Origin of the sequence: Gimesia panareensis (assembly GCF_007748155.1) — a bacterium.
GTDB classification, from domain to species: domain Bacteria; phylum Planctomycetota; class Planctomycetia; order Planctomycetales; family Planctomycetaceae; genus Gimesia; species Gimesia panareensis.
Genome location: NZ_CP037421.1, coordinates 2713162 through 2727541 on the forward strand (window position 1 = coordinate 2713162; position 14380 = coordinate 2727541).

The following is a 14380-nucleotide window of genomic DNA, read 5'->3' on the forward strand; positions in this document are numbered from 1 at the left end:
CCCTATGCGTAATCTTCCACTTCCCCGCCGGTTGTATAAAACTTTTGATTCGTTCGATTGACGGCGATGTCGTTCTGATTCGAAAAGATATCGAATTTGAAAAGGATGTTCCCATCGTTGTCGAGTTTGATCATGTTGAAACCGCCAGTCCGTCCGAGCGGCCCGATCACAGTCGGAGATCCGCAGGCATAGATATTGCCGGCGTCATCCAGGTCGATCGCCACGTGTGTTCCGTAGATCTGCCAATCGGACTTATGCCAGACCAGCTCACCATCCAGCGTGTATTTGGCGATCCCCGTTCCGTGTGCGACGTAAATATGATCGCCGTCCACTTTCAGATCCGTTACGCCTCCATTTTCAGGAGTTCCGACAGCCCAGTTCCCCAGGCTGAAAAGTGAACCGCTGTAAGTCGGATCGCTGGTCGAATAGCAATGAGACCCGCCGGCGATGATCTGGCCTCCGGGGCCGAAGTCAATGGCTCTCACATAGCAGTTGTAGAGTCCCGGTCCCCCAGGACCATTGGGATAGGGGTTGTGTGAGGCGTAAGGATTGTAAGCTGCAATCACATTCGCTGAGTCATCGATCACTTTGATCGGATTACTCGTCGCAGGATTGAGCTGTGTATACCATTCCCCGGTGACAACCAGCCCGCCTGAGGCACGGACACATTGCACGTTCATCAAGTTCTGAATGAAACCGGAATCGGAGATTCCAGTCTTATTGTAATACCAGCCTGGTGAAAAGCTCGAATCATATTTTTCAATTGCAGTTACATCGGCGCCAACACTCTCTTCTCCAGGACCTGTGCCGATTACATAGACATTATCATTTTCATCGACATCGAAACCAACGGCTGAAATCAAATTATTGAGAGGTGCATTCAGCAGTAAATTGCCATCCGGATTGAATCGATATATCCCAGTTCCGACTTCCGGATCAGCTCCGGCACCATCTTCAATCCCCAGCGTGACCACATCGTCGTTTGAATCGAGTTTCACTCCACCGTACCGCGTTCTGTACCACTCGCGATTCGGAGGGCTGTTCGCATCCCAGGCCCGTAGACTCATCTTCGCGAGCGCGCTTTCATTCGCCCACCAACGTCCCCACGCTTTGACTGCTTTAAGAAATGTTCCCGGAGGCACCCAGCGGCCGGTAAAAACCCACTCAAATACCTCCCCACCAGCCTGAACCAATGGCTGCGGATCTTCAATAGTCTTGTTAAATTTTGAACTTCTCGCATACCTGCAGGGCATCACATTGCAGCCGTGTCCGGCGAGGGGATAGTTGCCGTCATCATCGGCAGCTGTCATAAACCAGGCACGCTGTACCTGTTGATCCGGTTCATAAAGTGCTTTCTTATTCCTCCTCATCAAGCACCACCAAGTCACGTAAGATATACCAACTGGCCAGCAGCCTTTCGGCAATCACTAATCTTGTATATCTTTCATTTGCAAACTGAGAGCCGCACAATTTCTTTGTGATATTCGTTTCTTCATAGGAAACCAGTTGTCCGTTATTCATCGGATCATCTAGTTCAAATTTCACATTAGACAGCAATGTCCCCGTATATATTTTGATGTAACCATCTGGCCAATCAGGGATCTCTATAGTCGTATCGATACTGGGGACCTTAAATATCTCGATCGTGCGAATCGGATCGGTTTCATAATTCATTTTTTTCGGGCGGATACGGAGATTGCTCATTACTTCACCTCCGCCCGCGGCCGTTCCTCTTTGAACGATTCCAGCAGCAACTCGGTCCGCTGCTCGCCGTTATAGTATTCATTGATGCCCACAATCTGGGGGAGTCGCTTGCTGACCTGGTCCGGATTCTTGGCATTCAGATCGAGATTGCGGCCGTCGACTTTGTCGATCAGTTTGCCGATCTCGTACTCCGGATGATCGACACCGTCCAGACTTACCGAGCAGCTGAGAAGCGTGACGTCCTCCACTGACTGGACCTCTCTGGCGAAGTCTTTCAGTAGAGTCAGACGATTGGAGGGAGAGGTGTTGTTGTCAAAATCAGGTTGATCATGATTGATGGATCGTTTGATTTTTGCATCATCTACCTCATCTGTAAAAAGTGTCATTGTGCGATAATGGAATCGAGCAGACATGTCCAGGAACAAGGTAATATCTGCCCCGTTGGGCGAATCATCGTAACCTTCTTGGATCCATTGATCGCGATAATCCCCTTCCACGACGGCCGTCACGCGGACGCGCGCCTTGCTGGGATCATCGTTGATCAACGTCCAGAGCGCATCCGGAGGAACCGCCCCTTCGAAATAGATACCGCACTCTTTATTGAGTACGGAATAAGGCCACTCCACCACCTCCCACTTTCCATCCGGATTATCATCGTCTGCCAGATCCGCATTGAGCCATTCGACAATAATGCCGGTCGACTCGTTATCGGGTCCGAGCGAAAAGCATTCCTGGAATTTTCGCCTTTTCAAATTGTAGTTATCGAATGTAAGACTGAATTCTCGTTCCAGATTTGCAGCCAGCTCTATCGCAGCTTTGTCATTGATGTCACTGCGCAGTGAATCGTAGTCCCGGGCTTCGTTGAGGATCCATTTGCGACCGACATTCCGTTTGCTGGGGTAGAGAGAATCGTCTCCTCCTTTTTGAAGTTGATGCAGATCCAGATCGTCATCATCCTCCGACCAGCCTTTATAAAGTTCGAATGTAGCCTCAAACTGGACGGGGGATCCGATGACGATGATTCGATTCGCCAGGTCGCCAATATTGTAATTGGCCCGGAATTCAGAAAGGTTCGTCAACAAATTATCAATCTGTTCTCCCGGCCGCTGCAGGTAGACCGAGACCGTCTCACCTTCCCCTTTTTTAGCAAACTCGATGTAGTGCTTGGAAACGTCATCAATGCCGACAATCGAGTTTACGAACCAGAAATATCCGAACGGTTCAATGAGCAGATCCAATGCTTCCGGAAGCGTACTCCCCATCGGGATCCGCACATCCGACAGTACCAGGTCATCATCAAAAACGGATTTCAAATAGTCGTACGTCGGAAATTCATAATAAGCGTTGGTGGGAGTTTCATAGTAAAATCCTGTACTGACATGTTGAAACAGGTAATAGACCGCTTCGGAAAGGGTCCATCTTGCGGCCGTTGCATCCTGGGCAATCTCAGCAGAGGCAGTCCGTACCGATTCCGGATCCATGAACAGAAAAAAAGTATTTGGATCGTCAACGCCAACTTCAGCACGATTGTCTTCCGTGATGTCATCAATGATCGGTTGAAATACGATATCTCCGATCGTCAGCTCTTCGGCATTAATACGGCGATACTGATAAATCGGATCCCCGAACAGCCAGGGCTCCTGGCGGGCGATCAGGGTGACGTATTCGGCAGTGTCGGTGATTGCCTGGTCCTGCTGCGTGACGACGCCCCAGGCTTTCACGATCGACAGGTTCCCCTCGTGATCGTAAGTCCGGACTTCCAGGATCCGGTTGTGCCCCTTGGGAGTCGTGGTGTCGATCAGCCGGCCCGCTTTACTCAGATCGTAGGTGCAGATAATCGCGTCGACGCGAGAACCGCCCCGGGAGCGTTTGATCGATTCCAGCGTGAGATAATCGACCTGGTCAGCCAGGCCTGGTTTGCTGCCGTCTCTGGGGCCAAGCAGTATGACATATTGCGTCGCCTTCCGGGCGTAGAGATCCGTATCATTCGGGGGAGTGGAAACCATCAGCATTCCTCCGCTGTCAGGCTGGTGACCGCCGGCGGACCGGCCGCGTCGGCCGTGGCCGTGATCGTGTCCAGGACGGCCGTCGTTGAACCGTTCTCCGCGGCCAGTTGGAACGTGTATTCCGTCGCATCGGTCAGGGAGGGGATGTCGAGTTCGTAATACCGCAGACCGGAGTGCGTGACGGCCACCGGATCCACTGATCCCGGTCCGGCCGTTTTGGTGATCACAAACTGAGACGGCTGCAGGCCGTCACGCACACTGTCGTACACAAAACGGAAACGGAGTGTCCCGCCGTCGCGTTTCTCGACGCTCAGGAATCGTCCGCGGCCCCGGATTTCATTGACTCCGTTTCCGCTGCCATCGGTCTGCAGGGCCTGGGGACGATAGATCGATTCGTTTTCGATGTCGGCCTGGTGTGTCCGGACCTGGAAGTAGCTCTCCTCGCCGTAATAGGCCGCGGGAATCGTGTAGCTGAACTGGGCGGTCGGACTTTTGATCGTCTCAACATACAGCGTCTTCTTGACCACCTCCCCGCCGAAGTCCGAGGCCGGCCCCCACAACGCGAAATCGCAACCGTCCGGAACCAGGCCCCGGCGGTAGCGGATATTCTGCGGACTGCCGATCCCGACATACAGCGCAGCCCCCAGCCCGCCGGCGAACGGCCGATGGTTATATACATAGTGCATTGATGGGCAGTAGATTCGCATCACAATTCCATTTGTGATTTAAGGTAAAACAACAAAATCGACTGTGGTCGACCAGCTGGTGCCGCCTTCGGTAATCGTGATCTTCGCCCGGTACTGGCGATCGTTCTCCAGGCTGGGGTTCGCTTTGGAATGGACGAAGATGTATTGACTGTTGACGTTTCCGAAGTTGGCCGTCGTGATCTGGATCCCGTCCGCTTCCGCATCGATCTGACGAATCTGACAGCTGCAGGTCGCTGAAGCGCTGAGCGGGATCACAGCCCCGTTGGATTCGAGCCAGGCTTGAACTTCCAGGTAGGATCCGGAAGTGCTGTCCGTAGAGATCCCGCAATGGATACTGATCTGATTCTGACCCTCCCGGCCGAACTGGATCTCCAGGGGAGCGGGTTGCGACCGCGGGGCATCGGTCGTCAGATCCGGACTTCCGCCAGCCTGTTCAAACGCGATCGCCGTGCAGCTCAACAGGGCCGCGGTATTGTTGATCGTCGCCAGGTTGAGCGAGGCGATATACTGCGACTTGCCGAACCCGCCGGCGTCGGCGTACTCGGTCGCTGCCAGGGACGGTTCGACGGCGTCTCCCAGATCCGCAAACGCCAGAACCCCGGAATTGAAGTCGAACACCTGGCCGGATGCGTTGAAAATCGCAAAATAGATTGTCTTGCCCGAATCATCCAGGCGAATCAGAGTTTCCGTACTCATAAAGTGACCACCGTTCCGTTGCGAATCATGTCTTCAAAATCGCGGGCATACCTCCGCGGGTTGAATTTCTGTAACGCCACTGCACACGCTTTCCCGGTCAGATCGTCTTTATCCAGGACGGCCCGCTTCACCGCCGCGGCCAGGTCGGCCGGCGAGGGATCGAAGGGGACTTCATAGGTCAGCTTCCCGTACTCCGGTTCCAATTCCGGCAGGAAACCGACGCGCGTGGAGACGACCGGACACTGCGCCGCGAAGGCCTCCATCATGATCTGGGGGCAGCCTTCGGACGGACTGGCCAGAACGATACAATCGACGGCTGCCAGAATCGATCCGACATCCTCCGTCCTGGGGAGGAATGTACAACGGCCGCCGCAGAGTTCCTTGACGCCGGCAATCACTTCGTCCTGGTTGACGCCTTCCCCCGCGTAGACGGCGTGGTACTTCTCGCCCAGCTGGTCGACAGCCTGGGCCGCTGCGAGCGGGTTTTTACCGCCCAGTTCGAACCGACCAAGATAAGCGACGAGGGCCGTCTCCTCGTCCACGTTCCAGGCCTCCCGCAGCTCGTGCCGGCTGCGTTGAGCCATGCAGCGTTTGAAATCGAGACCGTTATAGATCACGTTTACCTGGTCGCGGAGATCCTCCGGAAAGCACTTTCGGCCCCCCTCGGAGACCGACATCAGCAGATGTCGTTTCCCATATTTCAGACTGACGTCGATATTCAGCCTGGTCCATTCGCACTGGCCGTGCGCTGCAGTGATTACAGTCACTCGGTCCCAGTCGACCTGGTCCAGCTCCGGACGCGTCTGGATCGTGCCCCAGAGTTTGACGACATCGGACCGGTCAACCAGCTGCTGGTACTGATTCGGGACGATCGTCACGAGGCCCTGGTAGTTCGGATGGTCCTGGCCGGCGTAGATCGGACAATGTTTCAGAATCAGCCTGGCTGTCTCGGGATCGAAGTGTCCCGGCCCCTCAATGGCTACCCCCGACCATTGGAGACCAGGACACCCCTGATCCAGTAAAGTGATGATCCCGCGGGAGACGCCCCCCATCGAACAGGATCCGATGGCAAAGCCGACCCGGACCCGATCGTCCCTGGGAACGGTCTTTAAAATCCCGTCCCGGATAGCCCGCTCAAAATCGACCACCATGCGGGAGGGGTTGAACGTCTGCCAGGCGACTTCGTGAGCCCACTCCGTGATCTGGGAATGGCCGGACGTCGCCGCCCGGACCTGGTTGACCAGATGATCCAGCGAGTAATTCTGAGGCAGCTGATACGTTAACTTACCGTGCTGCGCTTCCAGTTCGGGTATCATGCCGACCGGTGTCGAGACGACCGGGCAGCCGGCGAGCCAGGCTTCGGCGACGATCATCGGTCCACCCTCGAGGGGAGAGGCCAGGACCAGACAGTCCAGGGCCGCCAGCTGCGAGCCGAGGTCCTCGGTTTTGTCCAGGATCGTACAACGATCGCCGCACAACTGGCGAATCTGGGGACGCAGATTATCCTCGGCGTAGCCGTTGCCAATGTAGACGGCATGGTAACCCTCACCGAGTTCCTGTACGGCTTCGGCTGCTGCCATCGGCCGTTTGTCGTAAGCCAACCGTCCCAGGTAGCCGACCGCTTTGGTATCCTCATCGATGCCCCAGGAGGCCCGGACCGCTTTGCGATCGAGCAGGGGAGCGCAGCGGGAATAATTGATCCCATTATAAATCACGCGGACCTGATCCCGCAGTGGTGCGGGATAACTCTGAACCGCTGACTGACTGACCGCCAGGTAGATCTTTTGACCGCCGTACTGACTGATCGTCTCGATCTGGCTGCGGCTGAATTCGCACTGCCCGTGCGCGGAGAGGATGACCGGCTTGCCGTCAAACTCCGTGAAGTCCAGCAGCGGGATCCGGTCCACAATACCGGTCATGTAAATTACGTCCGCCCGATCAATCACTGCCTGGTAAGGATTCTCTGCCTGGAGCGTGTGCTCCGATTCCTGGACGGAATAGACGGGGCAGTAACGAGAAATCTTCTCTGTGACGTCCTGGTCCAGATGGTTCAGAGAATGGATGGCGATCCCGGCCCACTCCAGACCATGGTTCACCGGCGCTTCCAGCATGTTGAGAATGACTCGCGAGATCCCGCCGAATGCCAGGCCGTGGAGAATGAAGCCGACGCGAATCGGAGTCGGTTTGACTTCCGGCACCGGATCCGCATCGGGTTCCGGATCCGGAACCGTTTGTTCCAGGAAGGGGATCGCGCCTTTGAACCTCTCCTGGACGACCTGGTTGGCAGCTGCCTCGTCTGCGACTTCAATCGTTTCGAACTGTTGCGCAAACTCGGACAGCGGATCTCCCGGCCGCTTGAACAGGATCGGCCGGGGATAATTATGTAAAACAGACTTCAGCCGTTGATCAGTAAGGTGAGCATCTTCTGTGGTGAGGATCCCGATCACGTGTCTGGTGTTTTTCTTAATCATGATTCTTGTTTCATCGAATTAGGGGGTAGAGTGGTATACAGTAATCAGAGTGTCGAGTAATCGACCAGTGTGGCCACTTTAGTGGTGCCTCCGGAATTGATCTTGATCATCAGGTCGCCGGCGTCACCGATTCCGGTACCATCTGATATAAACAGCTGCGCCTCTCCGGAAGAAGGACCAGTTGCAGGTTCTGCGATCTGCCGGAGATTCAGGTAATCCAGAATTGTCTGACCGGTGACGTCCAGATCACTTTCACAGTAGAGCTTCTTCTTGGATCGAGAAACAGTACCATAGGTGAAGACCGAATCACCTCCGCAAGCGATTCCACAGTTGTTACCAATAGCGAAGTAGAACCCGGTATCCGTATTTCCATCCGCCGTGACTTGTGGTGCCGCTATTGATGCCGCTTCGCTGACCACCGTACACAAGAGTTGACCTGTCAAAGCGCGCGAACCGTCGACCAGAAACACATCCGACAAAAACTTTTGTCGTGTCTGCCGACGATGACCAAATGCACTCCCATCGTAGATCATAATCTGATCGTTGTTGTCAGCTTCGCTGGACAGGGACAAGCCAGTGATATCTATGCTGATGGTCCGGTCAGCAGACAGGTTTCCCCCGCCTGTCAAACCGACGCCAGTGGAAATGCTGCGACTGGTTGGGACATACCCGCTGGTGATACCGGCGATAAAATTTGAGCGGGTCTGTTTGCGGTATTCACCGGCCGACGCGTCGTAGATCACCAGCAAATCAGTGCTGCCGGTGGAGGCTTCTTCCGTGAGTCCCGTAATATCGAGACTCAATGTCCGGTCGGCCGACAGGTCACCCCCGCCACTGATACCGACGCCGGCACTGATGGTTCGGGAAGTTGGTACGGAACCGCTGGTAACTCCCGACAGGAATTCACCGCGGGTCTGTTTGCGGATCGCTCCGGCCGACCCGTCATAGATTGCGATGTAATCCGAATCGCTGGCCGTGGACTCCGCGGTCAGGCCATTAAGATCCAGGGCAAACGTCCGGTCAGCCGAAAGATCGCCTCCCCCAGTCAGACCAATACCGGCCGTCAACGTTCTGGTCGACGGTACGCCTGATCCGCCGCTCACGCCGGCCAGAAATTCAGAGCGGGTCTGCTTGCGCATGCCGGCCGCGGAGGTATCATAAATGGCGATCAGGTCATCGTCCGCATTACTGGACTCAGCCGTGAGGGTGCTGATATCAAACTCGGTTCCGCCGGCATCACTATTTCCCAGGTGAACGGGAACCAGGTCATCCGTGCCGACGATGTCCTCGCCTGCCGTATTGGCAATCATCCAGACGGTTTCCGCATATTCGGTTCCCGACTCGATATAAAACAGGTGACCGGAGACGGAAAAACCGTCCTGGAAATCGTCCGGCCGGATCCAGTCTCCGGAAGAAGGATAATAGGGGTTTTCCTCTTTCACGATCCAGGGGCCGTTCTCGGTTGGATCCGTCTGGCCGGCCAGGAACACGCGGGCATTGGCTCCCAGGTAGACGCCGTTCTGCGTCTGCGTATCATTCAGCGTAACGTTGGACGTGACAACGGTCAGACAGGCGAGCTTATTCAGCGCGTAACCGGAGCCGTTTCCGGATTGCACGTGCCAGTTGCTGCCATCGTGTTTGAGCAGGACGAACCCGTTGGCCGTCAGCTCGTGATCGGTTCCCGCCGGCGTCTTGATGTTCCCGGCGTTGTGTTTCAGCACCACGGCCCGCGCCGTGCTGGCTCTGCCGAGGAGAATCACGTCGCCGGCGGATCCGCCGTTGATCGTGTGCAGATCGTCCGTGACTGCGTCCCCCTCGGTGTCGACCGTGTGCAGGGATCTGGTAATCGTGATCGCTCCGGAGCTGATTGTCAGCTCGCCGCCGGCGACCAGGTTGAGTTGTTCCATTTGTTCGACTGAGCTGTTGAGATCGAAACATATTTTAGGCACGCTTCCGCCTCCCTGCGTTGAATGATATTAATTTATAGATGGGGTAGTGTGTTGATCAGCGGGAGGTCACCTGCCGATCAGAAAGGCCAGAATCTTTTCCGGTAACGACAGCGCGGCCTCCCGCCGGGCTTCCTCGTACCGCTGCATTTCTTCCTGGTGTTCCCGGTCGATTTCGTCCTGTTTGGCCAGGCGGGCGATCTCAACCAGCTCAAAGGCTTTTTCAAATCCCGCTTTGTCGACCGGGTTGATCGGATGGACGATTTGACGGGACTGTTCTTCGTTTCGCTTGTTATTCGCGTCGACGACTTCGATGATCGCCGTGTAAGTAACGCGCGTCCGGACTCGTTTTTTGCACGGTGGTTTCAGTTGGTTCTGATCTGCCATGATCTTCCTTTCCACTCCCTGTGATGAAACTCCATAAACTGGAAGCCATGACCACGACAAACGCCGTGATCATGCTCCAGTACAGTTTTTTCTTGCGGGCGTCTGAGCTTTTCAGCTGCTCGACGTCGCCGATCAGTCCCCGGTCTTTCGTGTCCTGGCGGGGATTTCCATTCAGAACCAAATGCTGTGTTTCGACCAGGTCCTGTATGTGATCCAGTCGTCTTTCCGTCAGCTGGTTCTGATGCGTGGATCTTTCCTGAATCAGCCTGATATCGGTCGCGCTCTGCTGCATTGAGAGAGCACAGCGATCGACGGTTGTGGCGCACTGGTCCGCGTGGTTTTCCATGTGCTTTTCCAGCACCGACAAGCGTCTCAATATTTCTTCTGTCATGATCCGCCCCCGTAACTGAAATCGATGGTGACCACACCGCTGTCTTCTGAGAGCAGAAACCGACTGCCGTCTTCCTGGAACGCGACATCGTCCGGAGGCAGCAGGCTGTAAACCGTCACCTCGGTCGCGGTCCCGGCGTTGCCCGCCGGCTCGCAGTTGTCGCGGGGGGTAATCTTGAATTTGTGGTACCCGCTCCCGTCCAGGTAGGGGGTCTCCCAGCTGTAGTCACCGTCGCCGGTGAAGTGCAGTCGCTCCAGGACGTTTTCCGGATCCACCTCGCCCCCCGGTTCGGTCGAACCGGTGATCTCGAAATGATCCGCGTCCGCAGGATAAAAACTGGCCATCCAGTTCAAAACGTAACGGTTCGCCGGCAGCCGGCCGAATTTATCACCATAGTCAATAGATCCCTCGCCATCGGAGACCGCGGCCAGCATCAGCGTTACCGGTGTCCCGCTCTCCGGGTTGAATTGACAGGTGATCCGCCGCTCGGCGATATGCCTGGTATGACCGATCAGACAGCGGCCGGCGTACAGCTGGTGCAGACGATCGGTATAGATCGTCCCGAATTCGATCAGGAGTGACCGCCGGCCAGACCAGCCGATGCTTTTAATCCAGACGCCGTCCAGGAGTACGCTCATGGTGTCAGCTCCTCAAAAACGAGTCGGATCTTTTTCCACCACCCTTTGACCGGATCATAGAGCGGCCCCTGAATCGGTTCCTGGCGGAGGAATTCGACGTTGCTGAACGTCGTTCCCAGGCTGTCGACGAGAGTTCCTTTGACGGACGCGTGATCCTTGATCGCGCTGAGAGCCGCAATCAGCTCGGCATAGGAATAACCGTTGAACAACCAGTGTTCTACAGTGATTTCCCGTGTATCGATTTCCCCATTCAGACTGGTCGCTCCCTTGAGGCTGAAGATTACGTTTTTTTGACGTTTCAGTTCGGGGGTCCCGAAGATCAGGTCCTGGTGAATGCCGGGGAACGTGAGTCCCGCGTGTACGATTGGTGCGCTCATTTGGCCGGCCTCGCTAATGCGGCCGAGGCCCGGGGACCGTTGGGAGCGGTCGACGTGTCAGCGGAGACGCTGACTTTGACCTGCACCGGTTTCTGGCTTTCGGCTGGCTTCTTGTTATCCTGGGCTGCCTTAATCGCGGCCGTGTTCTCCTGCAGTGCCTTGGTCAGCTGGTCGGTTGATGCAGGGTTAATAGCGGGAGCGGCATTGGCAACAGGATTGAAAGAAGCGTCTTCCGATGTTGGAGCCGGAGCCTGTTCTTTTGGTTTGCTGGAAAACCAGTTCGGAATCGGAATGGTGTTTCGAGGGGGAGCATCGCCGTAGATCAGGTTCCGTAAGCCGCGAACCGGAGCAGCGGGAATGTTATCGTCTGCCGGCTTTTTGACTTTTTCAAATCCCGCTTCCTGAACATCTTTCTGGAGTCGTTCCAATTGTTGTGGTGTGACTGTGTTAGGCGATGGAGCGGGAGGAGCCGGAGGAGGTGCTTCACCAGTCCCATATTCCGAAGCTGGTTTCGCTCTGGTTTCGACGCTCTGATCAACTGCATCAGAGACAGATCCCCAATCCAAGGGATTGATTATATTTAACGCAGTATCCGGTTCAGCTCCCAGATAGCGGGCTATGTAATACCCCTTTTCGTTGATATCACGTCGAAGTGGGGAGACACCCTCTTTTTCTTCCAGCTCGCTCAGCTCCTTAACCTTAAGACTATCCTGTTTGTCCTGTGCAAATCGGCGTCTTTCTAGTCGTACTGTGGCACGTCGTTCTGCTGCATTTCTGCCAGAAGTCGCTTCGTCAACATCTGACAGGAATCCTTTCACGTTGTCCTGAATTCCATAGGACTCCTCAATCGTTTTACGACGGTTGATCATCGACTGTGCGACCGCGATTGTTCTCTCTCCGAAGATCTGATTGAGAACAGGTGCGCGTTTCTCTTTGGGTAACTTATCCAGGCCGACGGCCAGTCGATCGAGAATCGTCCCCAGATCCTCACCCACAAAATCGACGTCTTCTTTTTTCAGGCCCAGTTGATCAAGTGCTTTCACCTTCGTTTTTTGATCGTCGGTAACGGTATTCAGACGGAGTACGAAGTTTCGAAAACCGGTTTTTGCCTCTGCTGCCGGTATGGATTGAACCAGCGTCGAGAACGTACCGAGCTGTTCTTCAACGGTCAGCAGCCCGTTAAAGATCTCTGATACAGTCGCCAATTCTGCCAGATCAGGCAACTGCAGGTTCGTCCCTTTAAACAACGCCTGAACGCGACGGCCGACCATTGCCACGTTCTTTTCATTTTTGGCCAGCCCCTGGGATTCCAGATAACTGGAGATCGCTTTCGCCAGTTCGGTCGGATCGACTTCTTTACCCGTAACATTACTGGCATTCAGAATCCGCAGAAACTCCTCCAGGGATCCACCTGACGCTTCTGCTGGCGAAAAACCGGAAGAAACTAACTGTGTCGCTGCATTGGAAGCCTGTTCTGAAGGAAACGCCTGTCTTTCCGCAATATCCAGAATGCGACCTCTGGCAGCATCTCCCTCAAGTCCTTTCAAACCTGACTGAACTCGAAATTTACGGAAAATCTCGTCATATTTTCTCGCGACTTCGTCGGTCTGATTAATAATATCCCGATTCGCATTGATCAGCAGACCGGCAGCCCCGGCTACGGATATGTAGCCGGCAGCCATCGAAGCGAGATTCGTCGTCATTCCCTTAAAGAAGCGATTCGACTGGCTTCGGTTCCGGCGTTGCTTCTGACCGATTTTGTCCAGTTCCTTATTGAAAGCAGCAATTGATTGCGTGCTCCGTTTCCAGGCAGCCACCATCTGCGCGTCTCGTACGCTCAAATCCATTTGGATTTTATTAGTCATGACGTGGCCTATTGAACAAACTGAAGAAGAACGAAATCAGACAGGGTAGGGTGTTTCACCTGGCCGCGGGAAAATGCGACGGCCCTTAACCAGAGGGGATTCAGACTGAACTGTTTTTTTTTAAATCCTCCTGAATTGAAAACAGTTGATCGACGTCCGTGGTGTTACACATCGCCCGGAACAAGTTGGCATCATTGAACAGTTGCAACATGGATACGAGCTGCGGACAGATCCGGTAATTGATCGCCAGCATTTCGATCACATACTCAAAGGTTCGTTGATCATCAAATTCAGTCTCATTTCTCATGACCTGCTGAGCGTGATCCAGGGCCCAGAGCGTCCGATCATAGAGCGACCGGCATTCATTTGCCGGGAACCGGTCATAGTGACCGGACTCGTCATAACCCAGATAGTGGGGAAACCGGAGTGCATTCGGCATGACCCAGTTATTGCCGTCTCCGAGACGCATCGGGATGCCGTCATAAGTCGAATCTGCTTTTCTGGCGAGATCCTTCGGGCCTGGTAGTTGACCTTTGGGGCGTCCGATCCAATAGCGTTCCGCCGGCTGCTCACGCTTCGGATCTGGTGGAGCAGGAGTCCAGGTCTGTTGTTCCGGAAGATAAGCCAGGCATTCAGAACTCCCCCAGCTGACGATCTGCCCGGGGAGGTCCCCCGGCCCTGGACCGGGCAGATCGGCAAACTTCGGACTGTCATCGCCTGGCCGGAGCAGCATCTCCAGACCCGCTTCCACCAGGTGATTTTGGTTCGATCCGTTTTTGTGGGGGAGAAAATAGCTAATCATCAGGGAGTGGCATCCTGCAAAGTTTTGACAGTGAGAGTGGCATCCGTGCCGCTCGCATTGGTGGCATAGAGGGCCGTGACATCGGCGCTCAGGGGATTGCTGTAACCGCAGCCGTCATACCAGACGATCGGCTTTCCAGCCTTGAGTGTCAGCGTGTCGTCGGGAGTCGAACCGTCGTTGGTTTCGATGGTCAGGTCCTGATCGGCGACGATGAACAGCAACTGCAGCGCCGAGTAGTCGATCGCGATATTGATCGCCAGGTCCGTCGACCCATCGGCGACGGCGACCTCAATATTGGCCTCGCCGTCCGCGGTGATCGTAATCTGTTTGGACAGGCTTTCATTGCCGGCCTGCCAGTCCTGGTTGATTTTGTGAGTAGGCATAATTGCT

14 protein-coding genes are annotated in these 14380 nt (G+C 55.0%); all 14 read right to left on the minus strand.

The annotated features are described in order from the left end of the window. Positions 1-2: 2 nt before the first annotated feature. Positions 3-1370: a hypothetical protein gene (locus tag Enr10x_RS10125; protein ID WP_145448952.1), complete on the minus strand. Its 1368-nt coding sequence runs from the start codon at positions 1368-1370 to the stop codon at positions 3-5. Then, positions 1357-1704 carry a hypothetical protein gene (locus tag Enr10x_RS10130; RefSeq protein ID WP_145448953.1) on the minus strand — a complete coding sequence of 116 codons (348 nt, stop codon included), beginning with the start codon at positions 1702-1704 and terminating at the stop codon, positions 1357-1359. The genes Enr10x_RS10125 and Enr10x_RS10130 overlap by 14 nt, the downstream gene beginning before the upstream one ends. Beyond that, a complete protein-coding gene (locus Enr10x_RS10135; protein WP_145448954.1) occupies positions 1704-3710 on the minus strand; it encodes a hypothetical protein in 2007 nt (668 codons plus the stop codon). The genes Enr10x_RS10130 and Enr10x_RS10135 overlap by 1 nt, the downstream gene beginning before the upstream one ends. Further along, positions 3710-4417, minus strand: a complete 708-nt coding sequence (locus Enr10x_RS10140; RefSeq protein ID WP_145448955.1) for a hypothetical protein — start codon at positions 4415-4417, stop codon at positions 3710-3712. The genes Enr10x_RS10135 and Enr10x_RS10140 overlap by 1 nt, the downstream gene beginning before the upstream one ends. 18 nt (positions 4418-4435) lie before the next feature. Further along, positions 4436-5113, minus strand: coding sequence for a hypothetical protein (locus tag Enr10x_RS10145; RefSeq protein ID WP_145448956.1), 678 nt, complete (start codon positions 5111-5113; stop codon positions 4436-4438). Then, complete coding sequence (locus tag Enr10x_RS10150; RefSeq protein ID WP_145448957.1) at positions 5110-7584, minus strand: glycosyltransferase family 4 protein; 2475 nt, start codon at positions 7582-7584, stop codon at positions 5110-5112. Before Enr10x_RS10150 ends, Enr10x_RS10145 begins: the two co-directional genes overlap by 4 nt. 44 nt (positions 7585-7628) lie before the next feature. Further along, entirely contained in the window at positions 7629-9533 is a 1905-nt protein-coding gene (locus tag Enr10x_RS10155; protein ID WP_145448958.1) for a hypothetical protein, read from the minus strand. Positions 9534-9599: 66 nt separating this feature from the next. Then, positions 9600-9917 carry a hypothetical protein gene (locus Enr10x_RS10160; RefSeq protein WP_145448959.1) on the minus strand — a complete coding sequence of 106 codons (318 nt, stop codon included), beginning with the start codon at positions 9915-9917 and terminating at the stop codon, positions 9600-9602. Next, a complete protein-coding gene (locus Enr10x_RS10165) occupies positions 9823-10308 on the minus strand; it encodes a hypothetical protein (protein WP_145448960.1) in 486 nt (161 codons plus the stop codon). The genes Enr10x_RS10160 and Enr10x_RS10165 overlap by 95 nt, the downstream gene beginning before the upstream one ends. Further along, on the minus strand, positions 10305-10946 hold the full coding sequence (locus Enr10x_RS10170) for a hypothetical protein (protein ID WP_145448961.1): 642 nt from the start codon (positions 10944-10946) through the stop codon (positions 10305-10307). The genes Enr10x_RS10165 and Enr10x_RS10170 overlap by 4 nt, the downstream gene beginning before the upstream one ends. Next, positions 10943-11323: a hypothetical protein gene (locus Enr10x_RS10175; protein ID WP_145448962.1), complete on the minus strand. Its 381-nt coding sequence runs from the start codon at positions 11321-11323 to the stop codon at positions 10943-10945. Before Enr10x_RS10175 ends, Enr10x_RS10170 begins: the two co-directional genes overlap by 4 nt. Beyond that, entirely contained in the window at positions 11320-13188 is a 1869-nt protein-coding gene (locus Enr10x_RS10180; RefSeq protein WP_145448963.1) for a phage tail tape measure protein, read from the minus strand. The genes Enr10x_RS10175 and Enr10x_RS10180 overlap by 4 nt, the downstream gene beginning before the upstream one ends. A 100-nt stretch (positions 13189-13288) precedes the next feature. Beyond that, positions 13289-13990, minus strand: coding sequence for a hypothetical protein (locus Enr10x_RS10185; RefSeq protein WP_145448964.1), 702 nt, complete (start codon positions 13988-13990; stop codon positions 13289-13291). Beyond that, positions 13990-14373: a hypothetical protein gene (locus Enr10x_RS10190; RefSeq protein WP_145448965.1), complete on the minus strand. Its 384-nt coding sequence runs from the start codon at positions 14371-14373 to the stop codon at positions 13990-13992. The genes Enr10x_RS10185 and Enr10x_RS10190 overlap by 1 nt, the downstream gene beginning before the upstream one ends. Between the last annotated feature and the right edge of the window lie 7 nt (positions 14374-14380).